This window comes from Rhodosalinus sp. K401 (assembly GCF_041365735.1).
In the GTDB taxonomy this organism is placed as follows: Bacteria; Pseudomonadota; Alphaproteobacteria; order Rhodobacterales; family Rhodobacteraceae; genus Rhodosalinus.
Genome location: NZ_JBGFSI010000006.1, coordinates 32,222 through 48,082 on the forward strand (window position 1 = coordinate 32,222; position 15,861 = coordinate 48,082).

Below are 15,861 nucleotides of genomic sequence, written 5' to 3' on the forward strand. Positions count from 1 at the left end.
CTGACAGTCTGGGGGTCGCCAAGGTGTAAATTATTATTGACACTTTCGCGCCCGGCCCCGTAGCATCCATCCAAGCACACTGGAAACCGCGGAGGACCGATGGCGCCGCACATGCAGACACAGCCAAGCTCCGGCGCGCCCCTGCTTTACACCCCGGAGCAGCGCGCCCGCCGCGATTCCACCATCTGGACGCCGGTCCAGGGCGTGCTCGCGCCGCTGCAGTTCCTGGTGTTTCTCGTGTCGCTCGCCCTCGTCCTGCGCTTCCTTCTGACCGGCGAAGGTTACGCGGCTGCGACGTGGTCCGTCGTGATCAAGACCGGCGTGCTCTACACGATCATGGTGACCGGCGCGATCTGGGAAAAAGTCGTTTTCGGCCAGTATCTTTTCGCGCCCGCCTTCTTCTGGGAAGACGTGTTTTCCTTCGCGGTGATCGCCTTGCACACCGCCTATCTCTACATGGTCTGGTCGGGCGGCTTTTCCGCGAACGCGGAGATGGCGATCGCGCTGGCGGCCTACGCTGCCTACGTCGTCAACGCCGGCCAGTTCCTCTGGAAACTTCGCATGGCGCGCCTCGGAGCGCAGGCCGCCGATGCCGCTGCAGCGCGGGAGGCCGCATGACCCGTAATTTCGCCCCGCCGCCCGCCGCCGGATGCCGGACCGCGCCGATTCTCAAGGAGCGCGGCCAGCGCGAGGTGTTCTGCGGTCTGACGGGAATCATCTGGCTGCACCGCAAGATGCAGGACGCCTTCTTCCTCGTGGTCGGCTCGCGCACCTGCGCGCATCTTCTGCAGTCCGCCGCGGGCGTGATGATCTTCGCAGAGCCGCGTTTCGGTACCGCGATCCTCGAGGAGCAGGATCTCGCGGGTCTCGCGGACGCGCACGCGGAACTCGAGCGCGAGGTGGAGCGCCTGCTGTCGCGCCGGCCCGACATCCGCCAGCTTTTCCTCGTGGGCTCCTGCCCGTCGGAGGTCATCAAGCTCGACCTCGCGCGCGCGGCCGAACGGCTCACGCAGCGCCATGCCCCGCGGGTGCGGGTGCTGAACTACTCCGGCTCGGGGATCGAGACGACCTTCACGGAAGGAGAGGACGCTTGCCTCGCCTCGATGGTGCCCGTGCTGCCTGAAACCGATGCGCGCCAGCTCATGCTGGTGGGGGCGCTGCCCGACGTGGTCGAGGACCAGGCGCGCGACCTGCTGGACAAGCTCGGCGTCGGGCCGGTCACCGTGCTGCCCGCCGCGCGGGCGAGCGACCAGGTGGCGGTCGGGCCGAACACCGTCGTCGCGCTGACGCAACCCTTCCTGGGCGAAACGCTGCAATGCCTCGAACGCCGCGGCGCGCGACACCTGCCCGCGCCCTTCCCCTTCGGCGAAGAGGGCACGACCGCGTGGCTGCGCGCCGTCGCGGCCGAGTTCGGCGTGTCGGATGAGCGCTTCGAGGAGGTCACGGCCGCGCCGCGCGCCCGCGCGCGCAAGGCCGTCGCCCAGGCGGCCGAGGTCCTGAACGGGCGCTCCGTCTTCTTCTTCCCCGACAGCCAGCTCGAGATCCCGCTCGCGCGCTTCCTGACGCGCGAATGCGGGATGGACGCGGTAGAGGTGGGCGCGCCCTACATCAACAAGCAGGTGGTCGGGGCCGACCTCGACCTGCTCGCCGAGGGTCCGGTGCTCTCGGAGGGGCAGGATGTGGACCTGCAGCTCGACCGCGTGCGCGCCGCGCGCCCCGACCTCACGGTCTGCGGCCTGGGCCTCGCCAATCCGCTGGAGGCGGAAGGGCTCACGACGAAGTGGGCGATCGAGCTCGTCTTCACGCCGGTGCATTTCTACGAACAGGCGGGCGATCTGGCCGGGCTCTTCTCGCGCCCGATCCGCCGGCACGACCTGCTGAAGCTGGAGGCCGTGGAATGAAGCTCTCGGTCTGGACCTACGAAGGCCCGCCCCATGTCGGCGCGATGCGCGTCGCGACGGGCATGAGCCGGCTGCACTACGTGCTGCACGCGCCGCAGGGCGACACCTATGCCGATCTGCTGTTCACCATGATCGAGCGGCGCGATCACCGCCCGCCGGTCACCTACACCACCTTCCAGGCGCGCGACCTGGGCAGCGACACCGCGGACCTCTTCAAGACCGCCTGCCAGGACGCCTACGACCGTTTCCGGCCGCAGGCGATGATCGTCGGCGCCTCCTGCACCGCCGAGCTCATCCAGGACGACCCCGGCGGCATGGCCGAGACGATGGGCATGCCGGTGCCGATCGTGCCGCTGGAGTTGCCAAGCTACCAGCGCAAGGAAAACTTCGGCTGTGACGAGACCTTCTTCCAGCTGGTGAAGGCGCTCGCGCGCCCGGTGGAGAAGACCGAAGAGATCACCGCCAACCTGATCGGGCCCACGGCGCTCGGCTTCCGCCACCGCGACGACATCGTCGAGGTGACGCGGCATCTGGAGGAAATGGGCATCGGCGTGAACGTCGTCGGCCCCATGGGCGCCACGCCCGAGGACCTCACGCGGCTGGGCGCGGCGCATTTCAACGTGCTGATGTATCCCGAGACCGCCGAAAGCGCCGCGCGCTGGATGGAGCGCGAACTCGGCCTGCCCTTCACGAAGACGGTGCCGATCGGCGTGGGCGCGACACGCGATTTCCTGCAGGAGGTGAGCGACATCACCGGCCTGCCCGTCCGCGCCGACGAAAACCGCCTGCGCCTGCCGTGGTATTCGGCGAGCGTCGATTCGACCTACCTTACCGGCAAGCGCGTCTTCCTTTTCGGCGACGGCACCCATGTCGCCGCGGCGGCGCGCATCGCGCGGGACGAGATGGGCTTCGAGGTGGTGGGCCTGGGCTGCTACAACCGCGAGCAGGCCCGCAACATCCGCCGCGTGGCCAAGGAGTACGGCGTCGAGGCCACGGTCACCGACGACTATCTCGAGGTCGAGGCCGCCATCGAGGCCGCCGCGCCCGAGATGATCCTCGGCACGCAGATGGAGCGCCATATCGGCAAGCGCCTCGGCATTCCCTGCGCCGTGATCTCGGCGCCCGTGCATGTTCAGGACTTCCCCGCCCGCTATTCGCCCCAGATGGGCTTCGAGGGCGCGAACGTGATCTTCGACACGTGGGTGCACCCGCTGGTCATGGGCCTCGAGGAGCACCTGCTGCACATGTTCCGCGAGGATTTCGAGTTCCACGACGAGGCGGGGCCGTCGCATCACGCGGCGCATTCCCCGGCACGGCGCCCGGCGGCGACGGTGCAAGAGGGGGGCGCTGCCCCCCGTCCGGCTGCGCCGGACGCCCCCCGGAGTATTTCTGTCCAAGAAGAAGGGCCGGGTGCGACGTCGGGCGGCATCGAGATCGTCTGGCGGCCCGCGGCGGAAAAGGAGCTCAAGAAGATCCCCTTCTTCGTGCGCGGCAAGGCCAAGCGCAACACCGAGGCCTTCGCGCGCGAGCGCGGGGTGGCCGAGATCGACGTCGACACCCTCTACGAGGCGAAGGCTCACTATGCGCGATGACGGGATGATCAAGGGCCGGATGCCCGGCTACCGCGTGACGATCATCACGCTCGATTCCCACGCGGCGAGCGCCTGCGACCGGGTCGCCGAGCGGCTGTCGCACGAGTTTCCGGGGCTGTCGGTGTCCCTCCACGCGGCGGCCGAGTGGGGCGAGACGCCCGGCGCTTTCGAGCGCGCGGTCGAGGCGGTCGAAAGCGCGGACATCGTGATCGCCAACCTGCTGTTCCTCGAGGAGCACGTGAAGCCGATCCTGCCGCATCTTCAGGCCCGGCGGGATCACTGCGACGCGATGGCGGGCGTGATCGCCGACGCGCAGATCGTCAAGCTGACGCGGATGGGCACACTCGACATGGCCGCGCCCGACAGCGGCGTGCGCAAGCTGATCAAGCGGCTGCGCGGTTCGTCCAAACCCTCGTCGGATTCGGGCGAGAGCAAGATGCGGATGCTGCGGCGCCTGCCGAAGATCCTGCGCTTCATCCCGGGCAAGGCGCAGGACCTGCGCGCCTGGTTCCTGGTGATGCAGTACTGGCTCGGCGGGTCGGACGACAACATCGAGTCGCTGATGCGCTTCCTGATCTCGCGCTACTGCCGCCACGAGGCGTGGCGCGGCGGCGAGGCCCCGGCCCCGGTGGAGTATCCCGACACGGGGCTTTATCACCCCGATCTTCCCGGCCGCATCACCGAGGATCCCGCAGAGATGCCCGCGCCGCAGGGCGCGCGCGGCACCGTCGGTCTTCTGATGATGCGCAGCTACGTCCTTTCGGGCGACACCGCGCATTACGACGCGGTGATCCGGGCGCTGGAAGCGAAGGGGCTGCGCGTTCTGCCGGCCTTCGCGGGGGGGCTCGACGGGCGGCCCGCGATCGAGAAGTTCTTCCGCGACGAGGCCGGCGCCACGATCGACACGCTGCTTTCGCTCACGGGCTTCAGCCTCGTGGGCGGGCCCGCCTACAACGACAGCGAGGCGGCGGTGGGCGTTCTGAAGGCGCTCGACGTGCCCTATCTCGCCGCGCATCCGCTGGAATTCCAGACGCTGGCGCAATGGGCCTCCTCCGCGCAGGGCCTCGGCCCGATCGAGACGACCATGCTGATCGCGCTGCCCGAACTGGACGGCGCGACGAACCCCTGCGTCTTCGCGGGCCGGCACGGGACCGAGCCCTGCCAGGGCTGCCGCTACGCCTGCCACGTCGAGCAGGAGAGCCGCGACATGGCGCCCTGCCACGAGCGGATCGATAGCCTCGCCGAGCGGGTGGAGCGCCAGATCCGCCTGCGTCGTAAGCAGAACGCCGAGAAGAAGGTGGGCGTCGTGCTCTTCGGCTTCCCGCCGAACGCCGGCGCCGTGGGCACCGCCGCCTACCTCGCCGTATGGGAGAGCCTCTACAACACGCTGCACCGCATGGCCGCGGCCGGCTACGACCTCGATCCGCCCGAAAGCGTCGAGGCGCTGCGCGCGGCGGTGCTGGAGGGCAACGCCCGGCAATACGGGCAGGAGGCGAATGTCGCGGCCTATGTCAGCGCCGACGAGATCGTCCGCAACACCCCGCCGCTGAAGGCGATCGAGGCCGTGTGGGGCCCGGCGCCGGGCAAGATCCAGTCGGACGGGCGCGGCGTCTTCGTGCTGGGCCACCAGTTCGGCAACGTCTTCGTGGGTATCCAGCCCGCCTTCGGCTACGAGGGCGATCCGATGCGCCTGCTCTTCGAGAAGGGCTTTGCGCCGACGCACGCCTTCGTCACCTTCTACCTCTGGTTGCGCAACACCTACGAGGCCGACGCCATCCTGCATTTCGGGATGCACGGCGCGCTGGAGTTCATGCCGGGCAAGCAGGCGGGAATGGGCGCGATGGACTGGCCCGACCGCCTGATCGGCGAGATGCCGAACATCTACCTCTACGCCTCGAACAACCCGTCGGAGGCGAGCCTCGCCAAGCGCCGGTCCGGCGCGGTGACGATCACGCACCTGACCCCGGCGCTGGCCGCGTCGGGCCTCTACAAGGGGCTGTCCGAACTCAAGGACTCGCTCACGCGCTGGCGCGCGATGGCCGGGGACGACCCCTCGCGCGCCGAACTCGAGACGCTGATCGGCGAGCAGGCGGAGGCGGTGGACATGGGCGGCCAGCCGGCCGAGGCGCTGTGGCTGAAGCTGCTGGAGACCGAGGACGCGCTCATTCCCGAGGGATTGCATGTGCTCGGCCGGCCGATGACCGAGGCGCAGAAGGCCGACTACCTCGCGCTCATCGAGGACCTGGACGAGGAGACCCGGGCGCGGGTGGCCGAGCTTATCGGCGGCGACCACGAGATTCCCGCGATCCTCAACGCGCTCGAGGCGCGCTACACCGCGCCGGTGCCCGGCGGCGACCTGATCCGCTCCACCGACGTGCTGCCGACGGGGCGGAACATCCACGCCTTCGATCCCTTCCGGATGCCGACCGAATTCGCCTGCCGGGAGGGGGCCAGGCAGGCCGAGGTCCTGCTTGCGACCCACGAGGAGGTGCCCCGGAGCATCGCGGTCGTGCTGTGGGGGTCCGACAACATCAAGTCCGACGGCGGGCCGCTCGCCCAGGCGCTGGCGCTTCTCGGGGCGCGGCCCCGCTTCGACAGTTTCGGGCGGCTCGCGGGCGCCGATCTCATCCCGCTGGAAGAGCTGGGCCGCCCGCGCATCGACGTGATCATGACGCTTTCGGGCATCTTCCGCGACCTGCTGCCCCTGCAGACCCGGATGCTGGCGGAGGCCGCCTGGAAGGCCGCCACCGCCGACGAACCCGCCGAGATGAACTTCGTGCGCGCCAATGCGCTGGCCTATGCCGAGAAGATCGGCTGCGACATGGAGACCGCCAGCCTGCGCGTCTTCTCCAACGCCGAGGGCGCCTACGGCTCGAACGTGAACCAGCTCGTGGACAGCTCCGCCTTCGGCGACGAGGACGAGCTGGCTGACGCCTACCAGGCCCGCAAGAGCTTCGCCTATGGCCGCGACGGCAAGGCCGCGCCGCAGGGCGAGCTTCTGGGGGAGGCGCTGAGGGACGTGGAGCTTGCCTACCAGAACCTCGAATCCGTCGAGCTGGGGGTGACCACGGTCGATCATTACTTCGACACGCTGGGCGGCATCAGCCGGGCGGTGAAGCGCGCGCGCGGCGGGCAGGAGGCCAAGGTCTACATTTCCGACACCACGCGCGGGACCGGCAAGGTCCGCACGCTGGCCGACCAGGTGTCGCTCGAGACGCGCTCGCGCTCGCTCAACCCGAAATTCTACGAGGCGCTCCTGAGCCACGGCGCCGAGGGCGTGCGCCAGATCGAGGCGCAGGTGACCAACACGCTGGGCTGGTCGGCCACGACCGGGGCCGTGGAGCCCTGGGTCTACCAGCGGATCTCGGAGACGTTCGTGCTGGATGCGGAGATGCGGCAGCGGCTGGCGGATCTGAACCCGCAGGCGTCGAGCCGGATGGCGAACCGGCTGCTCGAGGCCTCGGACCGCGCCTACTGGCAGCCCGACGCGGCGACGCTCGCGGCGCTGCAGGACGCGGCCGACGCGCTGGAGGACCGGATGGAAGGGATCGCGGCGGAATGAGCGGGGCCTGCGCATACGGCACGGTTGCCAGGGGGCGCTGCCCCCTCGGCCTTCGGCCTCATCCCCGGAGTATTTCCGCCAAGAAGAAGCATCGGCGCGGCGCGGGACAGGGACGCGCCGTCACGGACGAGAAAAGGAGACGCCCATGAGCCCGCTCGACAGCAAGCTGCCCCCGGCCGCGAGAGCCAACGCCCGCGAGCAGGAGGGGCTGAAGAAACGCGGTCTCGGCGCGCCGCCGACGATCAGGAAGGGCGAGGACGGCGAGGGATCGCTGCAGGTGCACCAGGACCCGGCGATGAAGATCGAGGGGGCGAAGGTCTTTTCCGTCTACGGCAAGGGCGGGATCGGCAAGTCGACCACGTCCTCGAACCTCAGCGTGGCGTTTTCCACCCTGGGCAAGCGGGTGCTGCAGATCGGCTGCGACCCCAAGCACGATTCGACCTTCACGCTGACCGGGCACCTGCAGCCCACGGTGATCGACATCCTCAAGGAGGTCGATTTCCACGCCGAGGAGCTGCGTCCGGAGGACTTCATGACCGAGGGGTTCAACGGGGTGCAATGCGTCGAGGCGGGCGGTCCGCCCGCCGGCACCGGCTGCGGCGGTTACGTCGTGGGGCAGACGGTGAAGCTGCTGAAGCAGCACCACATGCTCGAGGACACCGACGTGGTGATCTTCGACGTGCTGGGCGACGTGGTCTGCGGCGGCTTCGCCGCGCCGCTCCAGCACGCCGACCGGGCGGTGATCGTGACCGCGAACGACTTCGACTCGATCTACGCGATGAACCGCATCATCGCGGCGGTGCAGGCGAAGTCGAACAACTACAAGGTGCGGCTCGCGGGGTGCGTGGCGAACCGGTCGCGCGACACCAACGAGGTCGACCGCTACTGCGAGGAAGTCGGTTTCAAGCGCATCGCGCACATGCCGGACTTCGACGCGATCCGGCGCTCGCGGCTCAAGAAGAAGACGCTCTTCGAGATGCCCGACGAGGAGGACATCGTCCTGGCGCGCAAGGAATACGTGCGCCTGGCGGAGACGCTCTGGAACGGCACCGAGCCGTTCGCGCCCGCGCCGATGGAGGACCGCGACATCTTCGAGCTGCTGGGCTTCGATTGATGAGCTACGAGAGCACCCTTTCCCGCGTCGAGACCTATTTCGACAAGACCGCGACCCGGACCTGGGAGCGGCTGACCTCGGATGCGCCGGTCTCGCGGATCCGCGAGACGGTGCGCCGTGGGCGTGACGAGATGCGCGCGCTGATGCTCTCCGCGCTGCCGGCGGATCTTGCGGGCGCGCGGGTGCTCGACGCCGGTTGCGGGGCCGGGCAGATGACCGCCGAGCTTGCCCGCCGCGGGGCCGAGGTGGTCGCGGTGGACATCTCGCCCTCGCTCGTGCGGATCGCGCAGGCGCGGCTCGATCCCGCGCTCGCGCGGCGCGTGACCTTCCTTTCCGGCGACATGCTGGACGCGGCGCTGGGCCGGTTCGATCATGCCATGGCGATGGACAGCCTGATCTACTACCGCCTCGACGACATCGCGCGGGCCCTCGACGGGCTGGCACGGCGGGCGGACGGGAAGGTCGTCTTCACCGTCGCGCCGCGCACCGCGCTTCTGATGACGATGTGGCGGGCGGGCCAGCTTTTCCCGCGGTCCGACCGCTCGCCCACCATGGTGCCGCACGCGCCCGCCCGGATCGCCGGCGCGCTGCGCGGCGCGGGCACGCCCGGCCGGCTGCGCATTCTGGGCCGCGTGGCCCGCGGCTTCTACATTTCCGAGGCGCTCGAGGTCTCGACATGAGCGCGCCGCGCCGGATATCCCCGCTCGCGCGGCTGACGACGCAGATCCTGCCCTTCGCGGACGCGGCCAGCGAGGGGCTGCCGATGCGCGAGCTTCTGCGCCTGTCGCTCTTCCAGGTCTCGGTGGGCATGGCGATGGTCATGCTGCTGGGCACGCTGAACCGCGTGATGATCGTCGAGCTTTCGGTGCCCGCGCTGGTGGTGGCCTCGATGATCGCGCTGCCGGTGCTGATCGCGCCCTTCCGGGCGCTTCTGGGCTTCCGCTCGGACAACCATCGCAGCGCGCTCGGCTGGAAGCGTGTGCCCTATCTGTGGTTCGGATCGCTCTGGCAGATGGGCGGCCTCGCGGTGATGCCCTTCGCCATCCTCGTTCTGGGCGGGCAGCAGGCGGTGGGCCCGGGCTGGGCGGGCGAGGTGCTCGCGGCGCTCGCCTTCCTGATGGCCGGGCTCGGGATGCACATGACCCAGACCGCGGGGCTGGCGCTGGCGGCGGACCGGGCCACCGACGAGACGCGGCCCCGCGTGGTGGCGCTTCTTTACGTGATGTACCTGCTCGGCATGGGGGTCTCGGCGATCGTGATCGGCTGGCTCCTGCGCGATTTCGGGTCCTTCACGCTGGTCCGGGTCGTGCAGGGCGTGGCCCTGGCCGGGCTCCTGCTCAATGTCGTCGCGCTCTGGAAGCAGGAGAAGGTGCGCCCGATGAGCCGCGCCGAGCGCGAGGCGCCCAAGCCCCGCTTCCGCGACGCCTGGGCCGATCTCGCCCGGGGCGGCACCGCTGGCCGGCTTCTCGCCGTGGTGTTCCTCGGCACCATGGCCTTCAACATGCAGGACGTGCTTCTGGAGCCTTACGGGGGCGAGATCCTCGGCTTGTCGGTCTCGGCCACGACGCTTCTGACCGCGACCTGGGCGGGCGGCGCGCTGCTGTCCTTCGCGCTCGCGGCGCGGATGCTCGCCCGTGGCTCCAACCCCTACCGCATGGCGGCGCTCGGCGTGCTGGTCGGGATCGCGGCCTTCTCCGTCGTGATCTTCGCCGCGCCGCTCGGATCCGCCGCGCTCTTCTTCTCGGGCGCCGCGCTGATCGGTTTCGGCGGCGGCATGTTCGCGGTGGCGACGCTGACCGCCGCGATGACGATGCCCGTCGACGGCGCCGCGGGGCGCGGCCTCGCGCTCGGCGCCTGGGGCGCGGCGCAGGCCACGGCGGCGGGGCTGTCCATCGCCCTCGGCGGGGGGCTGCGCGATGTCGTGAACCACGCCGCCCTGTCGGGCCGCCTGGGCGAGGCGCTCGCCGACCCGGCGACCGGCTATTCCGTCGTCTACCACCTCGAGATCGGTCTTCTCTTCGTCACGCTCGCGGCCATCGGCCCGCTCGTGAAGACCGTCGTGAAACCCGTCGGCCGGCAGGCGGCGCCCACCCGGATGGGCCTCGCCGAGATGCCGACATGACCCTGCGCTTCCTGAAAGGAACGACCCATGACTGAGACATTCTTTGGAGAGTTCGACCTGGCGAGCCTGTCGCTCTGGCTCTTCTACATCTTCTTCGCCGGGCTTGTCGTCTATCTGCAGCGCGAGAACATGCGCGAGGGCTATCCGCTCGAGGACGAGCAGGGCAACCCGGCCCCCACGCCGAGCCTGTTCCCGCTGCCCGAGGACAAGACCTTCAAGCTGCCGCATGGCCGTGGTGAGGTCTCCTATCCCTCCGGCCAGATCCCCGAGCGCGAGAACCTGGCGCTCGAACAGACCCACCCGGTCCGGGGCTATCCCTTCGTTCCCACGGGCGATCCGATGGTGGACGGCGTGGGCCCTGCCTCGTGGTGCCACCGCGGCGACGTGCCCGAGCTCGACGGCAAGGGACACCCCAAGATCATCCCGATGTCGGCGACCGAGCATTTCCACGTCGCTGCGGGCCGCGACCCGCAAGGCCTGCCGGTGATGTCGGGCGACGGGACGGTGGTGGGAACCGTCACGGACATGTGGATCGACGAGCCCGAGCAGCTCGTGCGCTACCTCGAATTCGAACTCGACGCCGAGTGGGGCGAGGGCAAGCGCCTCGTGCCGATGACCCTGTCGGTCATCAAGCGCGACCGCGTCGTGGTGCGCACGATCTACGCCAAGCAGTTCGCCGACGTACCGAAGCACGCCTCGCCGCGGCAGGTCACCAAGCTCGAGGAGGACAAGATCTCCGCCTACTACGCGGGCGGTGTGCTCTACGCGGACGAGGAACGCCTCGAGCCGCAGCTCTGACCGGAAGGACGCGACACCCATGCCGCACGATCATCACGACGACTTCGCCTTCGAGCCCGTGGAGGGCCTGCCGGAAGCGCCGCCCGAGGGCGAGCACATCCTCTGGCAGGGCCGCCCGGACTGGTGGGCGCTCGCCCTGGAATCTCTGAACCTCAAATGGGTGATGGGCTATTTCGTCTTCCTCGCGGCATGGAGACTGGTCGCCGCGATGGACCTGATGCCCTTCTCCCAGGCGCTGGCGATCTCGACGCCGTTCCTCGTCATGGGCCTCGTCGTCTGCGCCCTGCTCGCGCTCATCGCGTGGGTTCAGGCGCGCGCGACGGTCTACACCATCACGAACCGCCGCGTCGCGATGCGGGTGGGCGCGGCGCTGACCGTCACGCTCAACCTGCCTTACACGCAGATCGCGAACGCGCATCTGGACCTCCGCCGCCGGGGCACGGGCACCATCGCGCTCGACCTTCTGGGCGAGACCAAGTTCAGCTACCTCGTGCTCTGGCCGCATGCCCGGCCGTGGCGCCTGCGCCATCCCGAGCCGGCGCTGCGCTGCATCCCGGATGCCGCGCACGTCGCGCGGTTGCTCGCCGAGGCCGCCGAGGCGCGGATCGAACAGCCGCGGATCGCCCGAGCGCCCGCCGGCCAGAGGCCCGGCCCCGCCGCCGTGGCCGCCGAATGACCCTGTCGCAAGCAAGGGGGAGACCCGAAGATGTCTGATACCGCCCGACCGCCGCGCACCTACACGCCGCAGGAACAGATCGTTCCGCTGATGATGGTGCGCGCGATGTTCGGTCTCGTGCTCCTGGTCCTGGTGATCGTGTCGGCCGCGGTCTGGACCGGCCGCCCCACGACCTCCACACCGCCCGAGAGCGCGGTCACCCATTCCCGGGTGCTCTATCTCGGCGGCGACATGTCCGGCGCGGCCACCGTGCGCGCCGAGGACGGCACGCTGATCGCCGATCTCTCCCCCGAGGAGGGCGGCTTCGTCTCCGGTGTGTGGCGCGTGCTTCAGCGCGAACGCACCAAGCACCGCGTGGCCCTCGACGGGCCCGTGGAACTGATGCGCCACGAGAACGGGCGCTTCACCGTCTCCGACCCCTCCACGGGATGGCGCGCCGACCTGATGGGGTTCGGTCGGGACAATGCCAGGGCCTTCGCCAAGCTTCTGGCCGAGTGATCGAAAGGGAACCGGATCAATGGGACTACTGACGAGAGAAACGGAAAGGGCGCCTTGCACGGTCGAGGTGAGCCACAAGTTCGAAAGCCTGCACGCGCATGTGCGGTTCAACAACGGAGCCGTGGTCTATCCCGGCGACGAGGTGAAGGTGGAGGGGCCCGAGATCATGGCCCCCTTCGGAGAGATCGTGATCGAGGACCGCGAAGCGATCATCGTCCGCGCGAGCCGGCTGGAGCGCCTCTGGACGCGCCTCACGGGCGATCTGGAAGTGATGGAACTCTGCGAGTTCTCTTTCTCGGAGGAGGTCGAGCTATGAACGCGTTCACGAAGAACATGCCCGCCCATTCCGCCGACGCGACGACGGCCGAAGAGGGCCTCGCCATCCAGGAGGAGCAGGCGAAGTTCGACAGCAAGGCGGCCACCGACGTGGCGATGCAGAACACCCTGCTGACGCCGCGCTTCTACACCACCGATTTCGACGAGCTGGACGCGATCGACGTCACGCCCGTCCGCGAGGACTGGGACGCGCTGATCGCGGAAATGGAGGCCGATCCGAACAAGGGTCACTTCAAGAAGAACGAGGACTGGGACCACGTCGACTGGGACGGCATGGATCCGGCGCTGAAGAAGGAATTCATCGACTTCCTGATTTCCTCCTGCACGGCGGAATTCTCGGGCTGCGTGCTCTACAAGGAGATGAAGCGCCGCGGGAAGAACCACGACATCACCCAGCTCTTCCAGCTCATGGCGCGCGACGAGGCGCGGCATGCGGGCTTCATCAACGACGCCCTGCGCGAGGCGGGCGTGGCGGTGAATCTCGGGTTCCTGACGCAGAAGAAGAAATACACCTTCTTCCGGCCCAAGTTCATCTATTACGCCACCTACCTCAGCGAGAAGATCGGCTACGCGCGCTACATCACGATCTTCCGCCATCTTCAGGCGAACCCGGAGCATCGCTTCCACCCCATCTTCAAGTGGTTCGAGGAATGGTGTGGCGACGAGTTCCGCCACGGAGAGGCCTTCGCGCTGCTGATGAAGACCGACCCGAAACTCACGCGCGGCGTCAACGTGTGGTGGATCAAGTTCTTCCTCACCGCCGTCTTCGCCACGATGTATGTCCGCGATCACCAGCGCCCCGCCTTCCACAAGGCGCTCGGCGTCGATCCGGACTGGTACGCGCACGAGGTCTTCACCAAGACCAGCGCGCTGTCCGAGCAGATCTTCCCGATCACGCTCGACATCGAGAACCCGCGCTGGCAGCGCAACCTCGAGCGTCTGCACCGGGCCAATGTCGCCATCGCGGACGCCAAGAAGCAGGGCGGCCTTGCCGGCAAGGTGAAGCAACTGGCCGGCAGCGCGCGCGCGGCGCTGACATTCGCCGCGCTCTACACGATCCCGGCGAAAAGGCATCAGGTGCCCGAAAGCACCCGTCTGGAGCCTGCCTACTGATGCCGGACTCGGGCTGGATCGCGGCGCTCTTCGCGCTTTTCACCTGGTGGTTCTCCACCGGGGCGATCCTGGCCGTGGTGCGCCTTGCCGACCGGCGCGGGCCGCGCGCCAATTCCGCGGCCACGCTTCTGTCCCTGCCGCTTCTGGCGGCGGGGATCTGGGGCTATCACGCGACGCTCGGCGGCACGGGGCCCGCCGCGGTCTATGGTGCGTTCCTCGCGGCGCTGGCGATCTGGGGCTGGATCGAGCTTGCCTTCCTCACCGGGCAGATCACGGGCCCCATGTCGCGGCCCTGTCCGCCCGGCGTCCCGGAAGGCGAGCGTTTCATCCGTGCCTGGGGCACCATCGCCTATCACGAGATGCTGCTGGCGGGCATGCTGATCGCGCTGGCGCTCTGGGGCTGGGGGGCGGAGAACCTGTTCGGCCTCTGGACCTTCGCGGTACTCTTCTGCGCGCGCATCTCGGCCAAGCTCAACCTTTTCTACGGCGTTCCCAAGATCAATGTGGAGTTCATCCCCGAAGCGCTCGCGCATCTGCCTAGCCATTTCCGCACCGGGCGGATCAACCGGCTCTTCCCGCTCTCGGTCTCGCTGCTCACCGCGGCGAGCGCCTGCTGGGCCGAGCGGCTGATCGCGGCCGACACGCCCTCGCAGGTGGTCGGCTTCGCCCTTCTCTTCGCGATCACCGTGCTGGCGCTGCTGGAACACTGGCTGATGGTGATCCCGTGGCAGGACGCGAAACTCTGGCGCTGGATGCTTCCCGAGCGCCCCAAGACAACAAAGACTTACGGACCGGAGGACGCTCATGGACTTTGACACGCTGTTCGAGACCCAGATCGAGGCCCTGAAGGAAGAAGGCAACTATCGCCGCTTCGCCGAACTCGAGCGCCAGTGCGGCGGCTTCCCGCGTGCCCGGTGCCATGACGCCGACGCCCCGGACGAGGTCACGGTGTGGTGCTCCAACGACTATCTCGGCATGGGTCAGCATCCGGTCGTCACCGATCGCATGAAGGCGGTGATCGAAAGCTGCGGCGCGGGCGCGGGCGGCACGCGCAACATCTCGGGCACGAACCATCACCACGTCGCGCTCGAGCGCGAGCTCGCCGACCTGCACGGCAAGGAGGCCTCGCTGCTCTTCACCTCGGGCTACGTCTCCAACTGGGCGGCGCTCTCCACCCTAGGCGCGCGCCTGCCGGACGCGGTGATCCTGTCGGACGAGTTGAACCACGCCAGCATGATCGAGGGCATCCGCCACTCGCGCGCGAAAAAGGTGATCTGGAAACACAACGACCCCGAGGACCTCGACCGCAAGCTCGCGGCGCTGCCCGCCAACGCGCCGAAGATCGTGGCCTTCGAGTCCGTCTACTCGATGGACGGCGACATCTGCCCGATGGAAGAGATCGTCGAGGTCGCCGAGACGCACGGCGCGATGACCTACCTCGACGAGGTGCATGCCGTGGGGCTTTACGGGCCGCGCGGCGGCGGCGTCTCGGAAGAACGCGGCCTTTCCGACCGCATCACCCTGATCGAGGGCACGCTCGGCAAGGCGTTCGGCGTCATGGGGGGCTACATCACCGGGTCCGAGGCGCTGTGCGACTTCGTGCGCAGTTTCGCCAGCGGTTTCATCTTCACCACGGCGCTGCCGCCGGCGGTGGCGGCGGCCGCGCAGGCCTCGATCGCCTACCTCAAGACCTCGGACGTGGAGCGGCAGGTCCAGCGGCGCAACGTCGCGCGGCTTCGGGCCGGGCTCGACCGCGCGGGCATTCCGCATCTGCCGAACCCGAGCCACATCATCCCGGTGATGATCAAGGACCCGGTGAAGTGCCGGCAGATCGCCGACATCCTGATGCAGGATTACGGGATCTACGTTCAGCCGATCAACTATCCGACCGTGCCCAAGGGTACCGAGCGGCTGCGCTTCACGCCCTCGCCCTGGCATACGGAGGCGGACATCGACCACCTGCTCAAGGCGCTCACCGCGCTTTGGAAGCAGTGCGCGCTCGCCCACGCGGTGGCCTGAGCCGCCTCCGCTCCCACCCGGCATGACAGCGCCCGGCGCGCCCCGCGAAGCGCCGGGGCGGCCGCGCGCGCTGCTCCCCCCGAAGTCGCAAGCCCCGTCTTCCAGTCGAAACAGCTCCGGACGCTGACCG

General features: G+C 68.9%; 14 protein-coding genes. All 14 read left to right on the forward strand.

Annotated elements, in window-relative coordinates; all coding sequences use genetic code 11:
• Positions 1-111 precede the first annotated feature (111 nt).
• The 14 genes from bchF to hemA all read left to right on the forward strand — a co-directional run bounded on the left by bchF (position 112) and on the right by hemA (position 15,731).
• Positions 112-618: a 2-vinyl bacteriochlorophyllide hydratase gene (bchF, locus tag AB6A66_RS08605; protein ID WP_371038753.1), complete on the forward strand. Its 507-nt coding sequence runs from the start codon at positions 112-114 to the stop codon at positions 616-618.
• Positions 615-1,901, forward strand: a complete 1,287-nt coding sequence (locus AB6A66_RS08610) for a ferredoxin:protochlorophyllide reductase (ATP-dependent) subunit N (protein WP_371055558.1) — start codon at positions 615-617, stop codon at positions 1,899-1,901. The genes bchF and AB6A66_RS08610 overlap by 4 nt, the downstream gene beginning before the upstream one ends.
• Entirely contained in the window at positions 1,898-3,493 is a 1,596-nt protein-coding gene (gene bchB, locus AB6A66_RS08615) for a ferredoxin:protochlorophyllide reductase (ATP-dependent) subunit B (RefSeq protein ID WP_371038752.1), read from the forward strand. The genes AB6A66_RS08610 and bchB overlap by 4 nt, the downstream gene beginning before the upstream one ends.
• Positions 3,483-7,055, forward strand: a complete 3,573-nt coding sequence (locus AB6A66_RS08620) for a magnesium chelatase subunit H (RefSeq protein WP_371055559.1) — start codon at positions 3,483-3,485, stop codon at positions 7,053-7,055. Before bchB ends, AB6A66_RS08620 begins: the two co-directional genes overlap by 11 nt.
• A 295-nt stretch (positions 7,056-7,350) precedes the next feature.
• Positions 7,351-8,169, forward strand: coding sequence for a ferredoxin:protochlorophyllide reductase (ATP-dependent) iron-sulfur ATP-binding protein (gene bchL / locus AB6A66_RS08625; RefSeq protein WP_371055669.1), 819 nt, complete (start codon positions 7,351-7,353; stop codon positions 8,167-8,169).
• Positions 8,169-8,849, forward strand: a complete 681-nt coding sequence (gene bchM / locus AB6A66_RS08630; RefSeq protein WP_371055560.1) for a magnesium protoporphyrin IX methyltransferase — start codon at positions 8,169-8,171, stop codon at positions 8,847-8,849. Before bchL ends, bchM begins: the two co-directional genes overlap by 1 nt.
• Positions 8,846-10,291 (forward strand): PucC family protein, encoded by a 1,446-nt coding sequence (locus tag AB6A66_RS08635; RefSeq protein WP_371038749.1) that lies wholly within the window; start codon positions 8,846-8,848, stop codon positions 10,289-10,291. The genes bchM and AB6A66_RS08635 overlap by 4 nt, the downstream gene beginning before the upstream one ends.
• 27 nt (positions 10,292-10,318) lie before the next feature.
• Positions 10,319-11,089, forward strand: a complete 771-nt coding sequence (gene puhA, locus AB6A66_RS08640; RefSeq protein ID WP_371038748.1) for a photosynthetic reaction center subunit H — start codon at positions 10,319-10,321, stop codon at positions 11,087-11,089.
• A 19-nt stretch (positions 11,090-11,108) separates the two neighbouring features.
• The gene (puhB, locus tag AB6A66_RS08645) at positions 11,109-11,765 is read left to right on the forward strand and encodes a photosynthetic complex putative assembly protein PuhB (RefSeq protein WP_371055561.1); all 657 of its coding nucleotides are present in this window, start codon (positions 11,109-11,111) and stop codon (positions 11,763-11,765) included.
• Between the two features lie 30 nt (positions 11,766-11,795).
• The gene (gene puhC / locus AB6A66_RS08650) at positions 11,796-12,263 is read left to right on the forward strand and encodes a photosynthetic complex assembly protein PuhC (RefSeq protein WP_371055562.1); all 468 of its coding nucleotides are present in this window, start codon (positions 11,796-11,798) and stop codon (positions 12,261-12,263) included.
• A gap of 19 nt (positions 12,264-12,282) precedes the next feature.
• Positions 12,283-12,579, forward strand: coding sequence for a hypothetical protein (locus tag AB6A66_RS08655; RefSeq protein WP_371038745.1), 297 nt, complete (start codon positions 12,283-12,285; stop codon positions 12,577-12,579).
• Entirely contained in the window at positions 12,576-13,712 is a 1,137-nt protein-coding gene (gene acsF / locus AB6A66_RS08660) for a magnesium-protoporphyrin IX monomethyl ester (oxidative) cyclase (RefSeq protein ID WP_371038744.1), read from the forward strand. The genes AB6A66_RS08655 and acsF overlap by 4 nt, the downstream gene beginning before the upstream one ends.
• Positions 13,712-14,527 (forward strand): putative photosynthetic complex assembly protein PuhE, encoded by an 816-nt coding sequence (gene puhE, locus AB6A66_RS08665; protein WP_371055563.1) that lies wholly within the window; start codon positions 13,712-13,714, stop codon positions 14,525-14,527. Before acsF ends, puhE begins: the two co-directional genes overlap by 1 nt.
• On the forward strand, positions 14,517-15,731 hold the full coding sequence (hemA, locus tag AB6A66_RS08670) for a 5-aminolevulinate synthase (RefSeq protein ID WP_371055564.1): 1,215 nt from the start codon (positions 14,517-14,519) through the stop codon (positions 15,729-15,731). Before puhE ends, hemA begins: the two co-directional genes overlap by 11 nt.
• The last annotated feature ends 130 nt before the right edge of the window (positions 15,732-15,861 follow it).

What these genes read in the sequence shown, in the direction of transcription:
- bchF (WP_371038753.1), top strand. Translation starts at nt 112, where the DNA reads ATGCAGACACAGCCAAGCTCCGGCGCGCCCCTGCTTTACACCCCGGAG.
- AB6A66_RS08610 (WP_371055558.1), top strand. Translation starts at nt 615, where the DNA reads ATGACCCGTAATTTCGCCCCGCCGCCCGCCGCCGGATGCCGGACCGCG.
- bchB (WP_371038752.1), top strand. Translation starts at nt 1,898, where the DNA reads ATGAAGCTCTCGGTCTGGACCTACGAAGGCCCGCCCCATGTCGGCGCG.
- AB6A66_RS08620 (WP_371055559.1), top strand. Translation starts at nt 3,483, where the DNA reads ATGCGCGATGACGGGATGATCAAGGGCCGGATGCCCGGCTACCGCGTG.
- bchL (WP_371055669.1), top strand. Translation starts at nt 7,351, where the DNA reads ATGAAGATCGAGGGGGCGAAGGTCTTTTCCGTCTACGGCAAGGGCGGG.
- bchM (WP_371055560.1), top strand. Translation starts at nt 8,169, where the DNA reads ATGAGCTACGAGAGCACCCTTTCCCGCGTCGAGACCTATTTCGACAAG.
- AB6A66_RS08635 (WP_371038749.1), top strand. Translation starts at nt 8,846, where the DNA reads ATGAGCGCGCCGCGCCGGATATCCCCGCTCGCGCGGCTGACGACGCAG.
- puhA (WP_371038748.1), top strand. Translation starts at nt 10,319, where the DNA reads ATGACTGAGACATTCTTTGGAGAGTTCGACCTGGCGAGCCTGTCGCTC.
- puhB (WP_371055561.1), top strand. Translation starts at nt 11,109, where the DNA reads ATGCCGCACGATCATCACGACGACTTCGCCTTCGAGCCCGTGGAGGGC.
- puhC (WP_371055562.1), top strand. Translation starts at nt 11,796, where the DNA reads ATGTCTGATACCGCCCGACCGCCGCGCACCTACACGCCGCAGGAACAG.
- AB6A66_RS08655 (WP_371038745.1), top strand. Translation starts at nt 12,283, where the DNA reads ATGGGACTACTGACGAGAGAAACGGAAAGGGCGCCTTGCACGGTCGAG.
- acsF (WP_371038744.1), top strand. Translation starts at nt 12,576, where the DNA reads ATGAACGCGTTCACGAAGAACATGCCCGCCCATTCCGCCGACGCGACG.
- puhE (WP_371055563.1), top strand. Translation starts at nt 13,712, where the DNA reads ATGCCGGACTCGGGCTGGATCGCGGCGCTCTTCGCGCTTTTCACCTGG.
- hemA (WP_371055564.1), top strand. Translation starts at nt 14,517, where the DNA reads ATGGACTTTGACACGCTGTTCGAGACCCAGATCGAGGCCCTGAAGGAA.